The 21304-nt window shown below is 63.9% G+C and carries 13 protein-coding genes and 4 pseudogenes; 7 read left to right on the forward strand and 10 right to left on the reverse strand.

Annotated elements, in window-relative coordinates:
- Positions 1-30: 30 nt before the first annotated feature.
- The 4 genes from ACSJJR_RS03580 to ACSJJR_RS03595 all read right to left on the reverse strand — a co-directional run bounded on the left by ACSJJR_RS03580 (position 31) and on the right by ACSJJR_RS03595 (position 4487).
- Positions 31-1821, reverse strand: a complete 1791-nt coding sequence (locus ACSJJR_RS03580) for a TraM recognition domain-containing protein (RefSeq protein ID WP_435942121.1) — start codon at positions 1819-1821, stop codon at positions 31-33.
- Positions 1818-2009, reverse strand: coding sequence for a hypothetical protein (locus ACSJJR_RS03585; protein ID WP_435942123.1), 192 nt, complete (start codon positions 2007-2009; stop codon positions 1818-1820). The genes ACSJJR_RS03580 and ACSJJR_RS03585 overlap by 4 nt, the downstream gene beginning before the upstream one ends.
- A gap of 349 nt (positions 2010-2358) precedes the next feature.
- Complete coding sequence (locus tag ACSJJR_RS03590; protein ID WP_435942125.1) at positions 2359-3840, reverse strand: ATP-binding protein; 1482 nt, start codon at positions 3838-3840, stop codon at positions 2359-2361.
- Positions 3837-4487, reverse strand: coding sequence for a hypothetical protein (locus ACSJJR_RS03595; protein ID WP_435942127.1), 651 nt, complete (start codon positions 4485-4487; stop codon positions 3837-3839). The genes ACSJJR_RS03590 and ACSJJR_RS03595 overlap by 4 nt, the downstream gene beginning before the upstream one ends.
- A 213-nt stretch (positions 4488-4700) precedes the next feature.
- Here ACSJJR_RS03595 and ACSJJR_RS03600 point away from each other — a divergent pair, with 213 nt between their 5' ends.
- Positions 4701-5480, forward strand: a complete 780-nt coding sequence (locus tag ACSJJR_RS03600; RefSeq protein WP_435942128.1) for a hypothetical protein — start codon at positions 4701-4703, stop codon at positions 5478-5480.
- Positions 5481-5501: 21 nt separating this feature from the next.
- Here the strand turns inward: ACSJJR_RS03600 and ACSJJR_RS03605 are convergent.
- A pseudogene (locus ACSJJR_RS03605) lies at positions 5502-5993 on the reverse strand (SCO6880 family protein); the annotation flags it as partial.
- A 113-nt stretch (positions 5994-6106) separates the two neighbouring features.
- A pseudogene (locus ACSJJR_RS03610) lies at positions 6107-6907 on the reverse strand (SCO6880 family protein); the annotation flags it as partial.
- A 15-nt stretch (positions 6908-6922) separates the two neighbouring features.
- Between ACSJJR_RS03610 and ACSJJR_RS03615 the strand changes: the two are divergent.
- Positions 6923-8276: pseudogene (locus ACSJJR_RS03615) on the forward strand (ISL3 family transposase).
- Between the two features lie 436 nt (positions 8277-8712).
- Here ACSJJR_RS03615 and ACSJJR_RS03620 read toward each other — a convergent pair.
- Positions 8713-9999 carry a Ppx/GppA phosphatase family protein gene (locus ACSJJR_RS03620; protein ID WP_435942130.1) on the reverse strand — a complete coding sequence of 429 codons (1287 nt, stop codon included), beginning with the start codon at positions 9997-9999 and terminating at the stop codon, positions 8713-8715.
- Positions 10000-10059: 60 nt separating this feature from the next.
- Positions 10060-12114 carry a hypothetical protein gene (locus ACSJJR_RS03625; protein ID WP_435942131.1) on the reverse strand — a complete coding sequence of 685 codons (2055 nt, stop codon included), beginning with the start codon at positions 12112-12114 and terminating at the stop codon, positions 10060-10062.
- Between the two features lie 838 nt (positions 12115-12952).
- On the opposite strand from ACSJJR_RS03625, the pseudogene ACSJJR_RS03630 reads away from it, so the two are divergent.
- From ACSJJR_RS03630 to ACSJJR_RS03640, 3 genes and pseudogenes are all read left to right on the forward strand, one after another.
- Positions 12953-13368: pseudogene (locus ACSJJR_RS03630) on the forward strand (IS256-like element IS6120 family transposase); the annotation flags it as partial.
- Positions 13369-13429: 61 nt separating this feature from the next.
- Positions 13430-16996, forward strand: coding sequence for a MobF family relaxase (gene mobF / locus ACSJJR_RS03635; protein WP_435942133.1), 3567 nt, complete (start codon positions 13430-13432; stop codon positions 16994-16996).
- Positions 16997-17136: 140 nt separating this feature from the next.
- Positions 17137-17511, forward strand: a complete 375-nt coding sequence (locus tag ACSJJR_RS03640) for a hypothetical protein (RefSeq protein WP_435942134.1) — start codon at positions 17137-17139, stop codon at positions 17509-17511.
- A gap of 34 nt (positions 17512-17545) precedes the next feature.
- On the opposite strand, the gene ACSJJR_RS03645 is transcribed toward ACSJJR_RS03640, so the two are convergent.
- Complete coding sequence (locus ACSJJR_RS03645) at positions 17546-18544, reverse strand: DNA-processing protein DprA (RefSeq protein ID WP_435942136.1); 999 nt, start codon at positions 18542-18544, stop codon at positions 17546-17548.
- 223 nt (positions 18545-18767) lie between these two features.
- Between ACSJJR_RS03645 and ACSJJR_RS03650 the strand changes: the two genes are divergently transcribed.
- Complete coding sequence (locus ACSJJR_RS03650) at positions 18768-18899, forward strand: hypothetical protein (RefSeq protein WP_435942137.1); 132 nt, start codon at positions 18768-18770, stop codon at positions 18897-18899.
- A 13-nt stretch (positions 18900-18912) separates the two neighbouring features.
- Positions 18913-19821 (forward strand): DNA adenine methylase, encoded by a 909-nt coding sequence (locus ACSJJR_RS03655; protein WP_435942139.1) that lies wholly within the window; start codon positions 18913-18915, stop codon positions 19819-19821.
- Here the strand turns inward: ACSJJR_RS03655 and ACSJJR_RS03660 are convergent.
- Positions 19772-21289 (reverse strand): hypothetical protein, encoded by a 1518-nt coding sequence (locus ACSJJR_RS03660; protein ID WP_435942140.1) that lies wholly within the window; start codon positions 21287-21289, stop codon positions 19772-19774. The genes ACSJJR_RS03655 and ACSJJR_RS03660 overlap by 50 nt on opposite strands.
- Positions 21290-21304: the final 15 nt, after the last annotated feature.

Genomic DNA, 21304 nt, shown 5'->3' on the forward strand with positions numbered 1-21304 from the left:
AGGTGCGCCCGAGCCTCCCGGGCGTCGTCGTCAGGAGGGATCGTTGAGAGGCGAACGCTGGCATAGGAGTGCTTCGAGGTTGTCGCGGTCGGTGCGGAGTTGCTGGGCGTCGGGACGGGTGGGCCAGGCGCGAAGGTTGGTGACGATGGGGGGTGTGGAGCGGAGCAGGGTGATGCCCGTGCCGAAGGGCAGGGTGCGGATGCGGTCCGGCGGGAGGATGGGGACGCGGCGGATGGAGCGCTGGTTGGAGCGGGCGCCGTGGCCACCGAGGGTGATGCTGTCGGTGTATTCGTCGCGTTCGCCGATAAGGGTGGTGAGGTCTTGGAGGTCTCGGCTGTTGGAGGCGCCGCCGAGGATGATCTTGACGATGCTGGCGTCCCAGATCGCGCTGGCTTGGTGCTCGCTCCACCGGTCTCGGGCTTGGGCGAGGGATTGCAGGACGGGCATGGTGGTGATCCCGGTGCCGCCGCCTTCTGCCATCAGCACGGGCAACGATGGGAGGGGCGCGAGGTTCCCGATCTCGTCGAGGGCGAGCAGCAGGGGTGGGTCGAGCCGTGCTCCGGGTGAGCGGGCGGCGAGCCTGCGGGCGGTTTCGATGAGGTCTTCGACGAATGCGGCGACCAGGGCAGCGGATGCTCCGGCGCCTGCGCCGGTGGCGAGCAGGTAGAAGGTTCCGTGTTCGGTGAGGAACTCTTCGGGGTCGAACTGTTCGTGGGGTTCGGGGGTGACGGTGTGGAGGACTCGGGGGTCGGCCAGGGCGGCGAGGGCGAGTGCGACTCCTTGCCAGATGCTGTCGCGGGTCTTGGGGTCGGCGTCGATCATCGCGGCGAGTGAGTCGTCCCAGCCGATGGCGGCGTTGGGGTGGGAGTTGAGGATCGCGACTGCTTCGGACGCGGCGGCCGGGTCGAGGGTCCAGCGGAATAGTTCTGCTGGTGGTCGGCCTTCCAAGGCGGCGGCGTGCAGCAGGCTTTGGAGGGCGGTGCGGGTCTTGCCTTCCCAGAAACCGCCGGATTCGACGCCACCGGCGGAGAGTCCGGTGGCGGCGGCGAGGCCGTTGGCGCGGATCATCGCGGTGATTGGGTCGTGGCAGCCGCGTACCGGTGACCATCGCAGCCCGGCGGGGATGCCTTCGGCGAGGTGCTGGGGGTCGAATACGGCGACCGGTCCGCCGTGGCGCTGTCGGGCGTGGAGTGTGGCGGTGAGGTTGTCGGGTCTGGTGCTGGTGGTGACGACGGCGCCGGGCGCGTCGAGGATCGCGTTGATGACGATGTGGAGGCCTTTGCCGGAGCGGGGCGGGCCGATGAGCAGGATCGAGTCTTCGACCGATGCCCAGACCTTCGTGCCGTGGCTGGTGCCGAGGAGGTAGCCGACGTCCGCTGGGGTCGGGGAGTCCAGGGAGGGGCGTAGTGTTCTGGCCCGGCGGAGTAGGGCTTTCGTCGACGCGGTTGTCTGCACGTCGTGGCGGGTTGCGATACCGGCGAGGTGGTGTGGGTCGGTCTCGGCTTTGTGGGTGTGGCGGCGCCACGCGATCCACAGCCGGATCGCGACGGTGGTGAGGGCTGCGAGGATGCCGGCGCTGACGAGCCAGTAGGCGGCCGGGTTGAGGCCGGCTACACCGAGTGCCGTGGCGGGGTCGGTGGGGTTGAACAGCACGGCCAGACCTGCCGCCGGTCCGGCGTCCGGCTGGGGTAGCCCGGTGAGGTAGGCGGTGACGCTGGCGGCGGCTCGTAGGACGAGAGCGATCCCGACCAGGCCGATCAGTCCGACCAGGGCGGCATTGGTGAGTTCGTCGCCCACGCTGCCGGTCTGCTGCTGGCTCATGCCAGCCTCCGTACCGCAAGGGTTCCCGACACCCGCCCCAACAGGATCACTTCCTGCCCAGTGGCAGGGATGGGGTCGGCGTCGATGCCCGCACGGGCTTGACCGGTTTCGGTGGCGTTGGTGTGGGCGATGATCAGGGCGACGGCGACTTCTTTCCCGGGGATGAAACCGTCGGCGGTCGCGTCCACTGAACATGGTCGGCGAGTGTGGCGCTGCCTGCGTGCCCGATGAGTCGGTTGTCGGGCGGCACCGCGGTACGAGGGGGTTTGCGGGCGTGGATGATGTCGGTGAAGACGGTCCCGTCGCTCTCGCGTACCTCTACGCGGACCGTGATCGTGCGGTCTTGGGTGATGGCATCCGTGAGCTGTCCGAACGTGGCCCGCGTCCACGCTCCGCTCTCCGCTGCTGCTGGGAATGGGGTTCCGTCGACTGTGGCGGTGAGTGTCCCGTCGGGAGCGACCCTGACCAGCACGTGCGGGAGTTCGACCGGGGTGTCGGGTTCTCCGGTCTGGTGGGGTCGGCGCGGTCGGAGGGGGTTCATCGGTAGTCTCCGGCTGCTCGGCTGCTGGTGTCGAACAGAGCGAGTTCGGCGGGGTGCAGTTGGTGTTGGGTGACGAAGCTCCTGGCCTTGATCCGCCACAGGCCTTGCCCCACGCCCAGGTTCGGCAGCAGTTGTTGTTCGGTGCCGGTCAGGCCGAGCGCGGTGGCGGTGGGCCCGAGTTGGTCGGACTCCTGCCGGTACACGATCCGGGTCTCCGCGTTCGCCAACAAGCTGTTCGCCAAGGACCGCATCGCCGAACCCTGGTCGCCCACATTGTCGAGGTCGGTGAGTTTGTGGAAGATCAGCATGTTCGCGATCCCGTAGTGCCTGGCCAGCCGCCAGTGCGCGTCCATCCGGCGTAGCAACGCCGGGTGCGACATCAGCCGCCAAGCCTCGTCGTAGATCACCCACCGCTGTCCACCATCCGGGTCCAGCAGTGCGGACTCCATCCACGCCGACGAGCAGGTCATCAACACACTGATCAGCGTCGAGTTCTCCGTGACTCGGGACAGGTCCAGGGAGATCATCGGCAGGCTCGGGTCGAACCTGACGGTGGACGGGCCGTCAAACAATCCGGCCAGGTCACCAGCCACCAGACGGCGCAGCGCGTGGCCGACGAGCCGCCCGTCGTCTGCGAGCCTGCCATCGTCACGGCCGGGGTTGAGGATGCGCTCGACGACCATCGGCAGGATCGGCACCGCGTTCTCCGAGACCGTGGCGGTCAAAGCCAGGTCGATCGCGGTGTGCTCCAACGGCGACAGCCCGCGTGCCAGCACCGTCTCCGCCAGAGTGCCGATCAGGTCCCGCCGTCGCGCTGCGACCGTCGAAGCCCACTGCGCGTCGGATAGGCCAGCGGGGCGGTGGCCCTCATCAAGCGGGTTCAGGCGGGTGTTGAGGCCGTGGCCGAGGACGATGGCTCGGCCGCCGACAGTGTTGGCGACCGCGGTGTGTTCGCCTTTCGGATCACCGGGCACGTACACGCGCCGCCCGAACGGCAACGACCGCGTGTACAAGGACTTCGCCAGGGCCGACTTCCCGGACCCAACGATCCCAGCCAGCACCACATTCGGCGCGGTGATGACCCCACGCGCGTACAACACCCACGGGTCGTACACGAACGACCCTCCCGAATACAGGTCCTGGCCCACGAATACCCCATCCGCACCCAGCCCGCCCTCGGCGACGAACGGGTACGCGCCAGCCAACGTGGCGGACGTGTCCTGATGCCTGGGCAACCGGAACCGGCCCGGCGTCCGCAGCCGGGCAGCACCCGACTCACCCGTCCGCGGTAGATAGACCGTGGCGCGCCGCTCCGCCCGCTCCTGCTCCGCCTTGGCCTTCGCGGCCGCGAGCGTGGCCTTCCGCTGCTCGGCGTGCAACCGGGCCTCCGCACGACGACGCTGCCTCCGCAGCCGCCTACGTTCCTGCGACGGCGCCACCAAAACAGCGGTATGGAACTGCTCCCGATCCTGGGTCACAGCTCCAACCCCCGACTCGGCCCGACCCCCGTGCTCCGGGTCGGCTGGAACCACGACCCCTCCGGCACGGACACGCCAGACCGTGTCGCCGACGGTACGACCGGGCCGCTCTGCCCAGCCTCAATGTCGGGTTCGAGGTAGCGGCGCAGCAGCGAAACGTAACCGATGCCGGTGTTGACGACCAGCGCGTAATCGCCGCACGTCATCACCTGATCGTTGGTGCCCTCGCCAGGCTGATCGTAGACGTATCCGTACGTCAACGAAGCCAGTGTGGTCTCGTCGCCGTAATCCCAGAGGGTCAGGTAGTCCACCGCATCAGCAGGACCCGCCTCGTCAAGGATGCGCAACGCCCGATCGGCCTCATCCCCCTGGAGGAACACCACACTGACCCACCGCGACACGCTCTCCTCCACCGCCGGATCGCCGTGCCACGCGATCCGGCCAGCCGCAACGAAACCCTCCGCGAGCCGGTCGTAGGCCCGGTCGACCAGGTTCGCCGCCTGATGAAGCCCCGCCGCCGCAGCGAGCGCGTCCCGCACCCCCGCCTCGTGGTCCCCGGCATCGTCGAACGCACGCCCGGTCTCACACTCATGGACAACGGCCAGTTGATCAAGCACCTGCCGCAACGACCGCATCGCCGCCGACAACTCCCCGATCCCCCCCCATACATCTGCGCCGGCTCAACAACTCCCCGACTCGCGTGCGCCAACCCCCGCAACGCCTCCGAGGTCTCACCAGCATCGGCAGCCGAAGCGAAGAACGTAGCCATCATGAACCTCCTTGAACACGGTCTCTCCGAGAGGTACGCCTGAGCGATCTGCATCGGTCGGCCCGTCCGACCGCCTGCTACGATGAGGCCCGTGAAACGCATTCCGGGCTACTACGAGTGGGACGATGACGACTTGACCCCCGGACGCAAGAAGGAGGGCGGGCTCCATCAGAACCTGTTCGATGCCGACGGATGCTTGAAAGGAAGCGCGCGGTTCGTCCCTGCCGATGAGGTTGACTCCGATCCCGCTTATGTCACGGAGTACGTGACAGAGCACGTTTACGTCCCGGCTGAGGAAAGACGCCTGACCCCAGAACAACAAGAGCTGGCTGATCTCATCAGCGAAGTGCTCATCGTGTTCATGGACAAGGGAATCGAGCGAGCCAAGCCCCACGTCAAGAAGTGGTGGACGGAGTCAGTTCGTCCATTCGTAGGCAAACAACGCGCCCGCTTGCCCAAGTTGCGTCCAAAACGCCCATCGAAGGCAGACCGCGCCTCCCTCGAATCTGACCGCCTCCCCGTTGACTCGGATCAATCCTCAGTTGAGATCGCTGTAGCCGTACCTCGCCCGAAGATGTCCAGCGCTGAAGCCCAAGCCCGGTATCTCGCAGCCATGGCCGCGCGCGCGTTCAGTGAGGAGCAGATGAGGATGGTTCGGAGCGCGGACATCCTCGATGTGGAGAACATCGCCGAGGTAGAATCGAAGATCGTAGAACTGCCGCCCAGTGAGGTGCGGGAGCTGATGTCCAGGATGGTCACTGATCCTTCAATGCTCGGCGAAGAGACGCTGGCCGAGTTGGCAAGCGTGCTTGCGAGAGTCAATCGCCCTGCCCAGGAAGAGTTCCGCCAGCTACCCCAAGAAGGCGACTGAGTAGCTCCCACGCCCTTTCGTTTAGACCCGCCGACACAGCGGGAGTGCGGCGGCGGTGAACGCTGCGGCTTGCTGGCCGACGAGGAGGCGGGTTTCGCAGGAGGCTTGGATGGCTGCTTGTTCGATGGCGGCGACGTGGGCGTCGAGTTCCTCCACGGTGGATGCGGAGATGGCGATGAGGCCGGTGTAGCGGAGGATGCCGTGGTAGGCGGTGAGGTCGGCTTCTTGTTGGAGGACGTCATGGTATTCGGCGGTCTGGGAGGCGTCTTCGATCTGTCCGATCTTGGCGAGTTGGGCTTGGTCGGAGATGTGCTCGACCGTCTTCTTGCGGATGTCGCGGGCGGCTTGGTCGGAGCGCATTGGGGTGGAGACGAGGGAGAAGAATCGTTGGATGCCGGTGGAGAGGAGGACCGGTGAGAGGAAGCCTGGGTAGACGAGGGAGCGTGGCCATTCCGAGATCCAGAGCACGGCGTGGTGTGCGCTGTCGGTGCGTAGTCGGTTCCAGGTTTCGGTGACGGCGACTGGTCAGGCGGTGGCGAGTTGTTGACCGAGTTGGCCATGGCGTTCCAGGGTGGCGGCGATGGCTGGGTCGTAGGCGGAGCGCAGCATGACCCGATCTGACCCGGTGTGAGCCATCCGGAGGGTGTGAAGTCGGCTGAGCGGAGGGCTGCGACGAGGGTGTTCATTTCTTGGCGGAGGACTGCGGCAGCACCTCGTATTCCTCCTCCGGCGGTTCTGATCTGCCGGGCTGCCGTTTTCATGTCGAGGCTGAGTGACAGTGTGGTGGCGTGTCGTTCACCAGCGGGTCCGGCGCGGTCGATGAGTTCGGCGTAGGTGTTTGCGGCCCACGTCTGGTCGGGGGTGTCGTGGGCTGCCCACCATTCTGCCAGGCCGGTGCCGGAGTCTGAGAGGGTGCGTTCGAGGACTTGGAGGGTTGCGATTCGTCCGGTGCGGCACACAGTGGCGAGGACTCTGCCCCAGGAGGTGACGCGGCGTTCTTGTTCGCCGGGGTCGAGGAGCACGAATGCGGGATGTGTGACTTCGCACATCACGGTCAGGGTTGCTTGGTGGGAGTCGTGGATCATCCCGGCTCCGGTGTCGGGGTCGGTGTACTCGCGTAGCCTGGCCATGTCTCCGGGGAGTGCGAGCGTGCCAGCGGGGCGTGGGACGACGATCCTGCGTCGGTACAGCAGTTGCCCGCCCGTGGTGCGCCAGGCCCACCAGAAGGCGATGGGGAGCCATTCCACGATCGGTCGGCCCGCTACGGGTATCCAGGTCAGGGCGGCGGCGAGTACCCAGATTGGGGGCTCTTCGCGTTTGAGGGTGTGGTAGGTGAAGCCTATTGAAGTGTATAGGTGGGGCGGGCGCGTCGTTACGCCGGGTAGGGGTCGAGGTCCCCCGATGATGGGAGCTGCTACACACGCCACCTGAGAGACCTCGACGTGCCTGAGACTACCTTCACCGGCCCTGATCTGACGACCTTCCTGGGCCTGGACGCCTTGGGACTGACCGCGGTGGGCCAGTACCTCACAGCCAAGCGCGCGGTGATCGAGTGCCGTATGCCGATCGGGTTCGAGGACCCCTTCTGCAGAGCCTGCGGCGCCCAGGGAGTATCCCGTGGGACGGTGGCCCGGCACCTGGCCCACGTGCCGGTGGGGTGGAGGCCCACGCAGCTGGTGGTGCGCCTGCGGCGCTTCGCCTGCACCCACTGCCACCGGGTGTGGAGACAGGACACCTCCAGCTTGGCTGAGCCCAGGGCGCGGCTGACCCGCTCGGCGGTGGAGTGGGGGCTGCGGGCCCTTGCCCTGGAGTGCATGTCGGTCTCCCGGGTGGCAGCCGCTCTGGGGATCTCCTGGCACACCGCCAACAACGCGATCCTGACAAGCGCTCAGGCCACGCTGTTAGACGATCCCCACCGCTTCGATGGCGTGGAGGTCCTCGGCGTCGACGATTCCCCCGCGCGCTTCGCTCTCATGCGGGAGGCACCCCCTCTGTGTGGCGCCACACCAGGCGGGGCGACCGCTATGTCACCGTCATCATCGACCTGACCCCCGTACGCGGCCGCAGTGGTCCGGCCCGGCTTGTGGACGTGGTCCCAGGCCGGTCCAAGAAGGTCCTCAAGACCTGGCTCTCCCAGCGCGACCAGGACTGGCGTGGGCGGGTCGAGGTGGTAGCCACGGGGCGGTTTCACCGGGTTCAAGAGCGCCGCCGGCGAGGAGCTCCCACAGGCCCGGGCGGTGATGGACCCCTTTCACGTCGTGTCCCTGGCTGCCAGCAAGCTCGACCAGTGCCGCCGTCGCATCCAACGGGCGATCACGGGCCGGCGGGGCCGGGCGGGTGACCGGCTCTACCGGGCCCGGCGCACCCTGCACACCGGGGCCGGCCTGCTCACCGACGCCCAGACCGAGCGTCTCGAGACCCTGTTCGCTGATGATCGCCACGCCGCGGTCCAGGCCTCCTGGGGCGTCTACCAGCGCCTCATCCAGGCCTACCACACCGAGGACCCGGGCCTGGGAAAGTACCTGATGCAACGGCTCATCGACTCCCTGAAGCAGGCCATCCCAGAAGGGCTTGAGGAGATCCAGACACTGGCAAAGACCCTGACCGAAAGAGCCTCCGACACCCCTGGCCTACTTTGACCGCCCCCGTACCTCCAACGGCCCCACTGAGGCGATCAACGGACGCCTGGAGCACCTACGCGGCATCGCCCTGGGCTTCCGCAACCTGGCCAGCTACACCATCCGCAGCCTCATCCACACCGGACGCCTCAAAGACCACCTGGCAGCAACCACCTAAACCAGCCGACAAGCCCCACCTACCACACCCTCAAACACGAAGAGCCCCTATCGGCGGGGACCGTGAGTTGCTCATCGGCCAGCTGCCGAAGCCCAGCAGCATCGGCCAAGGCAAGTACCGGGACCAGCCCGGAGGCAGACACAAGGCTAGGATCGTCGAACACCGCCGATGTCCGGCCCAGAGCGTGAGAGAGTCGCATCTACGAGATGCCCTTCGCGTCGCAGTGGAATCGTTCCCTGAAGAACTCCGATTCTCCCGCCCGCAAGGGCATTCTCACTGCACGAGGCGCCCACCCGACCAGGCCACCGGTGGATCGTGGCTTAGCCTAGTCCGCGCATTCCGACCAACAAAACTGACAACGACCCGTTGACATTCTCAGATTCCGAGAGCCCACATCCAGATGAACAGACAATTCCCCCGCAGCCAACATCGACGATTACCCAGTGACGTCCTGTATCGAACCAACAAGCCCGACCTCGCTGGGAACGTCGAAATCAGCTACCGACGGTCCATCCTTTAGGAAAACTAGACGCTTGCCAAGCTTGTACGCATACCCGATCTCCAGGGCGGTTTTGGAGCCCACATAATCATCGAAATTGCATACAACAACCATGTCCGCGGCCTCGATAGCCTTGAGATGATGTGACTCAACAGACCATGTACATCGATTAACCATCGAATCACCTTCGAAGAGAACAAATCCATTCACCTCCCCCACTACGCGGGTACTAACTGGGCTCAGTACTCGAATCCCGACTGCCCTGAGACGATCCGCTAACCGACCGATCTCTTCAAGGTGACGATTGAAGCTCCCACACAACACCACGGATCGGGCTTCTTGGTAAACCACTCCATCGATCAGATTCCAGTCCGAAGGCACGATCAGGTTCACACCATAGTGCTCACAGATCGCCTGGGCCAATGCAGAGCACGCACGCGCACCGTTCATCCAATCAGGGTTGGAGGGCATCTTGCTTCGAAGGTCGTCCATCGTGACCTGAGAAAAGACGCGCCGATTATCGGCCACGTACTGCGGAAGCGTTATCATAGACGGATGTGCGTCGTCACTAAAGATCGCATTGGGTACCAAGCCGTAATTCGCCAAACGCATGTAGTTTAACTCACCGCCCGTGTATAGTGCAATTGCTGGCGCCTCTCCGGAGGGAAGTGGAAGAGACGACTTTAGCTGCGACACAACGCTGTCGAGCGGATGGGCACTGTGAGCATCGTTGAGGCCCGGGAAATCCTTAAGAACGGTCCCTACACCAACGTCCAGGGGAACCCTCTCGCGAACCGAGAGCTCTGAATAGAAGACTAGCTCCGTGGTCCGCCCCCCAATGTTGATCCCAAGGAGAGGTCTGTTGGATCGAGCCAAGCCAGCAAGAGCCCCCTCTAAGTAGAACTGCTCTAGGTCGTGACTGATAATGTTGAGAAACAGACCCGTATCAGCATAGAATTTCTCGACCAATGCTTGCCTCGCCAGAACTTCGCGGAATACGCCAGTAGCGAAAACCTTCGAATTGCTCTTCACTAACCGAAGACCGTCTTGACGGAGCGCCTCAATGTAATTCAAGAGCCCAAGATACTTGGTCTCAGTTATGCCCTCTGCAGGACTGAACTCCGACTTAAAGTCCAAGGTTCTAACGCTGACGAGACGAGGGCCATCTCCTCTGACTTCGTAAACCTTAACACTCGATGAACCTAGGTCGACGAGGTAACGCACCCTAACCCTCCCTGTCGCACGGAGCCACAGAAACGCCCACCGCAGCAGATTTCGATCGAATCACACATCGTTTATGATACTCCAATCTTCGAACGGAATGAAGCGGAGACAGTCCTCATCAGGGAGCGGGTGCCAGCATGCGATTGTCTTCATAAGCGCGTATGCGTAATAGATCTCGCGCTTCGTAGAGTTACCCACGTATCCACCATTCGCCGGATTGCTAATGAACAGGACATCACAGGCATCGATCGCACGCAAGTGTTCATACTCGGTCTCGTCCGTAGCCGGCCGACTCAGCACCCCGTCGATTACCTGAGGACTGAGGACATTGGCGCCAATTTTACTGATCTTGCGGTAAGCATCTACGACATGGCGGTCACGACCTTCATTGGTACTGCCGCTGATGACCACATTGAATACGTAAGCATTCATCGGATTCCCGTGCACCGTTAGGTCGTCACGTGGAATCACTCGCTGGTTCCCCAAAGTCTCTAGAATCGCTTCAATGAGAAGGTGCCCGTAGCGGAAACCCTTCAACCGCGCAAGGGCGTTTACATCCGCCTCAGGATACCGCTCCCTTAAGAGAGCCGAATAGTCGACACAGAAAAGGAGTTTCCGATTGTCACTCACATACTCTTTCTGCGTTAGCTGCAGCCCGCCGTGCATCGTCCGAAGCCTGTAACCAGTATCCTTCATGAACTTAAGCTCACCCTTTAGGATGATTGCCTGCTTTGAACGCAGGCCCCGCAAGCGCTCCGCTATTCGCCCCTTGAACTGCTTCTTCAACTGGGTGACGTCCTGCTCATTCCACACGTCCCCCAAGCCCAGGGCTTCAGCGCTCGCCTCGACCTGTTCCAGCGAAATGTCCAAGTATCGGGCCTCGAAGTAGCCCCCGCTGTAAAGAAGAATGTCAACTCCGAGAGAGCCGATTGTCACGATTGCCGTTCCGTCCTCGATAGAGTTGCTGAACAAGCGTCGGAGGTTCTCTTCAGTTTGTGCTTTCGTTAGCTGATTGAAGTACAGCCCCGTCCTCTCATAGAATCGCCGAATAAAGTCCCGTTTGACCATGGCATCTACATCGGCTTGGAATATGTTTTCAAAGCGCGCATCCACGAAGACCTTTTGGAGCTTTTTCGACGGCCCCTCCTTCATACGAGGGAGGACCTTCTCGCTAACGTGGTCAATGATCCCATCAAGGTAGCCCGGAGCATCTGGGTCTGATATCTCATAGCTCATTAAGCCTATTTCACGGAGGCGGTAGTCACCCGTTATCTCAAACAGCCGACTAGAGGTTGTGCCAACGTATATGACATACCCTCGAGGAAACGAGACATCTTGATACTGGAGCCCCCCATTCGGCGGCACAGGTCCACTGAAGATCCCACCTTGCAGGAGTACGTGTTCCAGCAGCGAGGCCGCTGTTCGCGCAGCCAAAATCTGGTCCTCCTCCTTCGTAGGCGTTTCCTTATTCATGCCCCAGTCGCAGATTCCTTTGACAATAAGCCATTCTCCGATCTCTCGATGTCGACAGGCGGCATATGCGCCACGGCCCTCCATTTCGCCGCCAATGGCGCGTGGAAATCTATCCAACAGCTGCTTCTTGAACACTGGGTCATTAACCACTTTGTCGCCCGACAGAATAGGTCCGAGAATACAGCTTGGCCTTCCAAGGTTGGGGTCAGGATTCCAAGTGCGTGACCCGTGCTTGAACGCAGAATAAAGAAACCTTCCCGAATCCGGAATCGAAGCGTCCGACTGAAAGCCTTGTGGGCCTACTTTTCCGCTCTCATAATCGATGACCGTAGCAGAGACGAGCACGTCACCGATTCTCTGTCGTCCCGGACCAGGGCTACCGTCATCTTTCCCGAACGCGATCCCCAGAAGGATCACTCCGCGAGGGTTCCATTCGTCGATCGCGGATATGATGGACGGCAGCGAAGCGTCGGCGCGCGCAGATCCTTGTTGAAGTAGCTCGAAATGAACCACTTCGTAAGAGCCAACATCGGCCACCTGGTAGAAGTTCGGATCTGTTGAACTCCCGGAACGACGCCCCGAACACCCTTGCATGCTCTCAAGCGCAAGAAAGGCGTCCGTCTCGTGCGTGTTGGCAGTCACGACTAGCACGCGATCCTTCGTCACAACCGAAGCCTCGCTCCTCCGGAGCCGTCACCGACGCGAGAATCCTGACTGTAGTCAGCGATTGCCCCTGAGACGCCGAGTTGGCAGGCATCCCTACTCCCGTCCCTGGAGGAGGAACGAGGAGTGCGTGGCACGCAAACGACCAACGCCTGCCTCAAGATCATCTCCTTCCCGGGCTTGTCTCAACAGTCTCGGTTTCGGGAACGATTGTACAGCACTAGCGACACTTGGTCGCTGGGACTCGTGCACTGGTCTTGAGATCAGAACCTGTGGATGACCCTCAGCGAGCCGACGTCAGATGGTGCGAGCCTCCCGTTCAGGATCGAAGCCGTGCTCAGGTTCGGGTCGGTGCTGACGCCATTAGCGCCCCCGCTTAAGGAGGTACGCCCATGCGCGCAGTGATTGGGGAGAGACATGGTCCCAGCGGCAAGTCCCGGCCCGAGTTCCACACCTGCCTCGGTATTCAGGCATCCGGGCCAGAGAAGACCTACTCAGGTAGCTGTTGGTGGTCGCGGGGCACTGAGACGGGGGTTCAGCATCTTCAGCGATAGGTGTCTCCGTCGGCCGAACTCGGCGCCGCGAATGGAACGATGAGATCTCGCGGCGGTGTTGACGAGCATCGGTTGCTAGTCCGTGCGTCGTCGTGGGAGGGCACGATCGGCTTCGAGGCTGACGCAGATCGTCCATTGGGCACCGTCGTCGAGCAGACCGTGCGCATCGCACCCGAACGCTGGGATCCAGGTGTGAGCGCCCTCCCGAGGCAAATCCGGAGTCCGCGTGGGCGCTAACGGCGTGGAACGCAGGCCCGGCGGCGGTGAGCGGGTCGTTGCTCGATGAGATCGCCCCAGATAACGCCCGGCAGATGCTCGCGGCGGCGTTGCTAGCCGAGGTCCCCGCCTATGTCATCCTCCGGGAGCGATGTCAATGAGCACGGTCACCGACCGGTGCCGCAATGGCTCCCACGTACCGCGCGGGGTCGCCACGGCATCCGGTACGTCAGCCACGGTCAACGACGAGCGCGTCGATCACAACGGCCAACGGAATCGGTTCCCCTCGGCGGGCCTGTCGGCTTGGACGGGAATGTCCCCGGGCGTGGCCGAGGTGCTGCCGCTGCTGTATGTGGATGGTCTGTCCAGTGTCGACTCTGTGCCCGCCCTGTGGCAGTTCGTAGGCTCGACGGCTGATCTGTCTGCCTCGTCTGTGACTCGCCTGACCACGCCTCTTGCAGATCGAGGGGTACAGGGCACAGCGAGTGTGGGCGCTCACCTGCCGATTGGGAGCGGAGGTGGGTGTGACGGTTTCGATGCGGGTGATGTCGGCGGGTGACGGTTACAGGTACCTGTTGAAGACGGTGACGGTGGCTGATGGCGTCCGGTCGTTGTCGACGCCGTTGACTCGCTACTACTTGGAGGAGGGCACGCCGCCTGGCCGTTGGCTTGGGGCGGGTGTGGCTGCGCTGGGGGCCGGCGAGCTGCGGGTGGGCGATCGGGTGTCCGAGGCCCAGCTTCAGCTTCTGATGGGCGCGGGGTGTGACCCGATCACCGGGGATCCACTGGGCCGCGCCTTCCCGGTGTACAAGAGCCAGACGGGGCGGATCGATGCCCGGATCGCCGCTGTCGACCCGGCATTGTCGCCGGGGGCGAAGGGCGAGGTGGTCGCCCAGATCGTGGCCGAGGAGACGGCCCGGGGTACCCGGCGGGCGGTGGCGGGGTTCGACTTCACGTTCTCGGTTCCGAAGTCCGCATCCGTGTTGTGGGCCGTGGCGGATGCCGGGGTGCAGGCACTGATTGGGGAGGCGCATCATCGGGCGGTTGCGGAGGTGGTTGCGTTCATGGAGCAGGAGGTTGCAGCCACCCGCACGGGCGCAACCGGTGGGGATGGCGCGGTTGCACAGGTTGATGTCACCGGGCTGGTCGCGACCGCGTTCGATCATTTCGACTCCCGTGCCGGCGATCCCCATCTCCACACGCATGTGGTGATCAGCAACAAGGCCAAGACGGTCCTGGACGGCAGATGGCGCAGCTTGGATGGTCGCCCGATGCACGCCGCAGTGGTCGCGCTCTCGGAGCTGCATGAGGCGGTGTTCGCCGACCACATGACCCGCACGTTCGGCGTCGAGTGGGAGCCGCGGGAGATGGGCCGCGACCGGAACCCGGCGTGGGCGATCTCGGGCGTGCCGGAGGATCTGGTGACCGAGTTCTCGACCCGCGCCCGGCACATCGACGCCGAAACTGATCGGCTCATTGCGGCCTATGTCGAGGAGCATGGGCGACGGCCGTCCACTGCGGTGGTCGTGAAACTGCGGGCGCAGGCGACGTTGACGACCCGGCCGGACAAGCAGGTCCGGTCCCTGGCCGATCTCACCGCCGGCTGGCGGACCCGGGCCACCACGATCCTGGGCCGGGACGCGACCCTGTGGGCACGCGAGGTCACCAACAACGAGCAGCCGCTACTGCTCCGCGCCGACGATGTGCCGCTCGATATGATCGGCGAGATCGGCCAGCGCGTGGTGGAGGCCGTCGGGGAGAAGCGTTCGACCTGGCGGCGCTGGAACCTCATAGCGGAGGCGTCCCGGCAGACGATGGGCTGGCGATTCGCCACCATGCAGGACCGGGAAACGATCATCGCGATGGTCGCCGACGCCGCCCAACACGCATCACTCCGATTGACCCCACCAGACCTGGCCAGTTCCCCGTTGGTGTTCCGTCGGGCGGACGGCTCGACGGTGTTCCGGCCGAAAGACTCGACCGTGTTCTCCTCCGAGGCCCTATTGGCGGCCGAGGACCGGCTCCTGCACCGCGCCAACGACCTCACCGGGCCAACAGTGACGCTGGCGACGGTCGAGAAGGCCACCGGTAGACCGGACTCGGATGGGCGGATGCTCGGTGACGACCAAGCCGACGCCCTGACCCGCATCGCCGCCTCCGGGCGGATGCTCGACGTCCTGGTCGGCCCCGCGGGGGCGGGCAAGACCACCGCCATGAACGCGCTGCGCCGCGCTTGGGAAGCCGAACACGGGCCTGGTTCCGTCGTCGGTCTCGCCCCCTCAGCGGTCGCCGCCCAAGTGTTGGCCGACGATCTCGGGATCGCGACCGAGAACACGGCGAAATGGTGGCAGAGCCATCTCCTGCACGGCACCACCTTCCAGCCGGGGCAACTCGTCATCATCGACGAAGCCTCCCTCGCCGGCACCCTCTCGTTGGACCGCATCACCCACCTCGCCCACACTGCCGGGGCGAAGGTACTGCTGGTCGGTGACTACGCCCAACTGCAATCCGTGGACGCCGGCGGCGCGTTCGCAATGATCACCAACAACCGGGTCGACACGCCAGAACTGGTCGACGTGTACCGGTTCACCCACGTTTGGGAGAAGACCGCATCCCTCGGGCTGCGTCACGGACACCCCCACGTCATCGACACCTACCTCGACCACCACCGCATCACCGACGGCGACCACGACACCATGACCGACGCCGCCTACACCGCGTGGCGGGCCGACCGCGACCAAGGTCTCGTCTCGCTGCTGATCGCCGAAACCCACGAAGACGTGTCCGCCCTCAACCGACGCGCCCGAGCCGACCTGATCCTCGACGGCACCCTGACCCCCAGCCGCGAGGTCGAACTGAGCGACGGCACCACCGCCGGAATCGGCGACACGATCATCACCCGTCTCAACAACCGCAGACTCCGCACCGCCAGTGGGCGGGACTGGGTACGCAACGGCGACATCTGGACCATCACCGGCGTCGGCGACGACGGCACCCTCACGATCCGCAAGCCCGGATACCGGTTCGGCGGCAGCATCCTCCTCCCAGCCGCCTACGTTGCCGAACACGTCGACCTCGGCTACGCGGTCACCGCCTACCGCGCCCAAGGCACCACCACCGACACCGCGCACGTGCTCGTCGAACCCACCTCTACCAGGGAAACCTTCTACGTCGCGATGACCCGCGGCCGGCACTCCAACCACGCCTACGTCACCCTCGACCGCGCCGACGACCACACCCAGCCACACCCCGGGGACAACCCGCACGTGACCGCGCGCAGCGTGCTCTACGGAGTACTACAACACTCCGGAGCCGAACTCTCCGCCCACCAGGCCATCACCGCCGAACACGACCAGTGGGGCTCGATCGCGCAACTCGCCGCCGAATACGAAACCATCGCCGCAGCCGCCCAACACGACCGCTTGGCCACCCTCATCCGCACTTCTGGCCTCACCGCAGACGAAGCCGACCGCGCCATCGGATCCGAAGCGTTTGGCCCGCTCACCGCCGAACTCCGCCGAGCCGAAGCCAACCACCACGACCTTGATGCCCTCCTGCCGCGGCTCGTCGCTGTCCGGGGGTTCGGTGACGCCGACGACATCGCCGCCATCCTCCACCACCGCATCGAACGAACCACCGCGCGGCCAGCAGGATCAGGACGAACTAGGAAACCGCCACGCCTCATCGCCGGCCTCATCCCACACGCCCACGGCGTGAGCGACACCGAGATGCGAGCCGCCCTCCACGAACGAGAAGCACTCATCGAAACGCGCGCCGACGCCGTCCTCGACACCGCCCTGACCGAGAACGCGCCCTGGACCAAAGCCATCGGAACCCCACCCAGCGACCAACACCAAGCCGCGGTCTGGCGGAGGGCCGCACGCACAGTCGCCGCATACCGCGACCGATACCGCATCACCAGCCAAACACCCCTCGGCCCGGAACCAGCCACCGCGACGCAGAAGATCGACGCCGCGCGAGCGCGGGCCGCTCTTGACCGGGTGCTCCGCCTCTCAGAGGAGAACCCCGCTTCGGCGGCTGGGCTCCAGGCCGTGAGGAGGAGTCAGGCCCAGACTGGACGCAGCATGTGACGCTTCCGATTGTCCGGCGGTAGGCGTAGCCTTGAGGTGAGGCGGATTTCTCCTTACCTTTGGGCCCTCCGCGGCAGACCTTCGGGTCGCTCTCCACGCACCGCCTCAACGATGCACCTGCGTGTTGAGAGGAGCCCATCATGATCGACTTTCTGTGGGGGCTGAGCGTCAAGGCCCGCTACTTCCTGCGCCGCTACATGCCAAGCAACATCGTCCTCGATCTCATCCGGACCAGGCGAGGACTGAAGTGGGGCGTGCCGGCGATGCTGCTGGCCGTTCCCTACCTGGCCATAGCCGTCTGGTGCACCGGGCTCATCGACAACGGTGGCCCCGGATGGCTCCACATCGTCGTGCTGGTCTGCATCTGGAACGCTTTCAAGATGGTCGTCATCGGCCCAGTGAGCGTGGTGCTGCTGGTTAGGGCTCGCGCCCACGACAACCGGGCCAGGCATCGTGTCGAGCCCAGCGCGCACGATGAGCTGTCTCAGCCCGAACTCGCTCGAATCAACCGCTGAGACAGAGCTCCGCCGTTCGACCGCCGGTACCCGGTTACAACGTGTGTGCAGGCTCAGGCGTGGCTGCGCGGAGTCGATCCGTCTTGATCTGCGCACGTGGCACCGAAACACGGTGGCCAGAGCCGCGTTCCGCCAGACGTGCAAGATCAGACGTGTCGGCGACCAGCGAAGAGGTGCCATCCCGAAGCAGACGATGCGACCCGATGCTCGCGACACTCGTCACCGGGCCTGGTACGGCCCCCACGCCCCGACCCAACTCGAAAGCGTGACGCGCCACCACCAAGGAGCCCGACCGGCTTCCCGCCTCGACGACGACCGTCGCGGACGAGAGCGCCGCCATCAGCCGCGCGCGGGCGATGAACCGATTCCTGGTCGGAACTGCACCGGGCGGCACCTCGCTGACAAGAAGCCCGACATCGGCCACGCGTTCGAGTAGGTCACGGTGGCCAGCAGGATAGGGGCGGTCAACTCCGTTAGCGAGAATCGCGATCGTGTCCCCACCTGCGGCGAGCGCCGCCTGATGCACAGCACCGTCGATCCCATACGCGCCACCGGCGACGACCCCCCGCTCGTCCGCAGCCATCGAAGCGGCGAGCTCGCGGGCAACATGGTCGCCGTAAGAAGTGGAAGCGCGTGCCCCCGTGATCGTGATGAAGTCCTGCACCGGGCGAGCGAGAAATGACGACGCACCACGAGCCCACAACACGTACGGGGCTCCCACGCCCAGATCATTGAGTGCAGCAGGCCAGTCGGCATCACCGGGAATGAGTGCCCGAACCCCTGACCGCTGAACCTGGTCCAGACGGGAGGCGATGCCCTTCACCGCGGGGACGTCGAAGTGGCCCCGCCAGAACTGCGCGTCCACAGGGCTGAGGCCCACCACCGCGCTGTCGTGCTCGGCAAGCCAGAGCGTCCCCACCGCTCCAAGCCGAGCAAGAAGACGACCCGTCACCCGATCATTGGGCTCAACAAGAAGGGACAACACCATCCGCGCCGCCCGCTCATCACCTGCAAGGTCGGTCAAGCCAGCCATCTTCGCTTCCTCTCGGCTTTCCTGCCGAGGAGGTGCGCACTGAGCATCTCGCGGCAACGAGGCTCGGAGCTCCCTCCGCTCTGAGCGCGAAGGCGGTGCCGCCGAAGATCCACACCTGGCGCACTGTCCGCGTTGCAACTCGCAGCTCGCCGCGTAACGAGTACTATTCGTAACATGAAGAGTCTGGGCGATCTACCTGAGGCTGGCCTAACAGAGTTGGACCGTGCTCTGCGTCGCGAGCGCCTTCGTCGTCGCGACGCATGGCGAGATTGTGAGCACTGCGGCGACCCCTTTCTCGGCCGAGGTGACGCGCGTTTCTGCTCTGCTCGCTGCCGAGTTGCTGCACATCGAGTGAGGGAAAGACTCCAATGAATGACAGCCTGCGTGTCGTTGGATCACGCCGTTACGGCACACTCTCCCCGCTTCGATACCCAGGCGGTAAGTCAGCGCTCGCGGGGTTCTTTGCTGACATCATCACCGCCCTGGGCGTCGAAGAAGCCCGATACATCGAGCCCTACGCCGGGGGCGCAGGCGCAGGGATCGCGCTACTTCGTGAGGGCATCGTTCGGCACTTGGTTATCAATGACATCGACCCGGCCGTCCATGCCTTTTGGAGGTCTGTCGTTGCCCACAATGCGAGCTTTGTTGAGCTGGTCGAGTCAACGCCGTTGACCATAGACGAGTGGCTGAGGCAACGAGAGATATATCGGAGCCGAGATGAGAGCGATATACTCCGTCTCGGATTCGCCTTCTTCTTCCTGAACCGCACTAATCGCTCGGGGATTCTGAACGCAGGTGTTATCGGTGGGCAGCGCCAGGAGGGGAAGTACAAGATTGATGCCCGGTTCAACCGACAAACTCTCGTTCAACGGTTGACGGCAATCGGCGACCTGGCAGATCACATCACGGTCTCTGACCTCGATGGCCGGACCGTGATTCAGCAGTACTCTCACGATGAGCGATCGTTTATGTACATCGACCCACCCTACGTGCAGGCAGGATCGCAACTTTACTTAAACGCCTTCGACGGGCGGGACCACAAGGCCCTCTCGACGATCGTCAACTCAGTCGAAGAGGCGCACTGGTTAATAACCTATGACGCGGCTCCACTGATCGAAAAGCTGTACCGAGATCAGTTCCAGTGCCGACTAGAGCTCACCTACTCCGCTAGGTATCCGGGACAGGCGGAAGAGCTGCTCGTAGCATCCACTTCGGTCGCGCGGGTGATCAAGTCGTCGCTGACGACGCCCGCGATGACTGGCGCAACAAACGCCTAAGCAGCGGGTTCACGACCTTCCATGCCTGCCGGACGTCATCCGCGCTAACGGAAGCATCGGCGCTGTGCGCGATGAGGTTGAACCACTGGATCGACCCGTGCTTGTGAGCGTTACCCGACTGAATAGTGGCAATGGTCGACTTGAGAGACTTCTCTTGACCGTAGGCCTGCACGACATGCTTGAATGCATCGCTCAACTGGCCGGTGGCGGGGTTTGGGTCGCCCTCGAAATGGACCTTGATGGTCGCCTCCAATACTGAGCGCATGAGGATCGCGGCCGCGATTGGGAGATTCGTGAGGCTGATCCTGCGCAGCTCGAAGTATCGCAGCTTGAGATTCAGTGGCGCGTTCTCGTAGTCAAGCCCCGACAGGTCAAGCGTGTCCTTCGTGTCTGGATGGTTGGGCCCACGGCTGCCGGTGCCACCAGGTGCGCCAGGTGGAGTCAGGCCGGTTCCACCCCGACCACTGCCGGGCCCGCCGGACACACTGGACGGACCGCCTTGGGATGGTCCTGATGGCGTTGGTTGCGCGGGAAGATCGGGCGGCGCTGGTTGTGGCGAAGTAGGAGTCGAGACGCCGTTGAGGCGATTCACCAGGGACTGATATTCCTGCTTGCTCTTCTTGAACTCTGGCGAGCGAGTGTTGAGATGGCCGGCACGAAACTCGCCGACGAGATACTCCAAAGCGCTGAGCTTCTCTTTCGTCAACTTCACAGCAATCTTTTCGGGCGTCGATGCCCGCGGCAGGAGCATGCCATCCTTATCGAACTCCACGCCGATCGCAGAGGCAATCTCCTTGTTTCGGTAGGCATATTCGAAGGCTGACATCTTCAAGGCGTCACTTTGAGCATACTCGCGGAGAGAGTGATCAGAAAACGGTGCTGCACTTAGGAAGCGCCGCATTACGGCCATTTTCATGAACCTGGCGACCTCGACGTCCGGGTACTGCGCCTTCACATCGTCAACCGTGGTCTGCTCGTCGATGAGCGAATAGTAGAAGGTGGCCTGCTGATCACGGCTCCAGCGCCTCTTCGAGATGCCGGTATGCAACCTTGCTACGTGAGGTGCCGCTGCCGCTCGGTCGGGAGCGACGATCACACGAACTCGTTCCGGAAGATTCTCCGCCTCCACTGCGTACCGCTTCAGCAGGGCTCGAATCTCTGCCTCATGGCCGGGCACGATCGTCGGGTCCCGAAGCGCCTTGAGCGCACTGACTCGACGGTTGCCTTCCAACACGGTGTATGGGGAACCGCTCCCGGAGTCCGATGCCGACGTCACAATCGGGACTTCGTTGTCGAAGTAACCGTCACGGAGGATCAGTCGCGCCGCTCCGAGGACGTCCTCCGACGCAAACAAGTACTTCAGCGCACCAGCTTCGTCGTCGCGGCGCGTCGGTATGCGGTAGTTCTCCAGGTCAAGGAAGAGCTGATCGAGGTCGACCTCGACTATCGGTAGCTGCTCGTAAGCCATACCCAGCCCCGCTCT

This window comes from Actinomyces sp. W5033 (assembly GCF_051303165.1).

What these genes read in the sequence shown, in the direction of transcription:
- ACSJJR_RS03660 (WP_435942140.1), bottom strand. Translation starts at nt 21,289, where the DNA reads ATGGCTTACGAGCAGCTACCGATAGTCGAGGTCGACCTCGATCAGCTC.
- ACSJJR_RS03580 (WP_435942121.1), bottom strand. Translation starts at nt 1,821, where the DNA reads ATGAGCCAGCAGCAGACCGGCAGCGTGGGCGACGAACTCACCAATGCC.
- ACSJJR_RS03655 (WP_435942139.1), top strand. Translation starts at nt 18,913, where the DNA reads ATGAATGACAGCCTGCGTGTCGTTGGATCACGCCGTTACGGCACACTC.
- ACSJJR_RS03645 (WP_435942136.1), bottom strand. Translation starts at nt 18,544, where the DNA reads ATGGCTGGCTTGACCGACCTTGCAGGTGATGAGCGGGCGGCGCGGATG.
- ACSJJR_RS03640 (WP_435942134.1), top strand. Translation starts at nt 17,137, where the DNA reads ATGATCGACTTTCTGTGGGGGCTGAGCGTCAAGGCCCGCTACTTCCTG.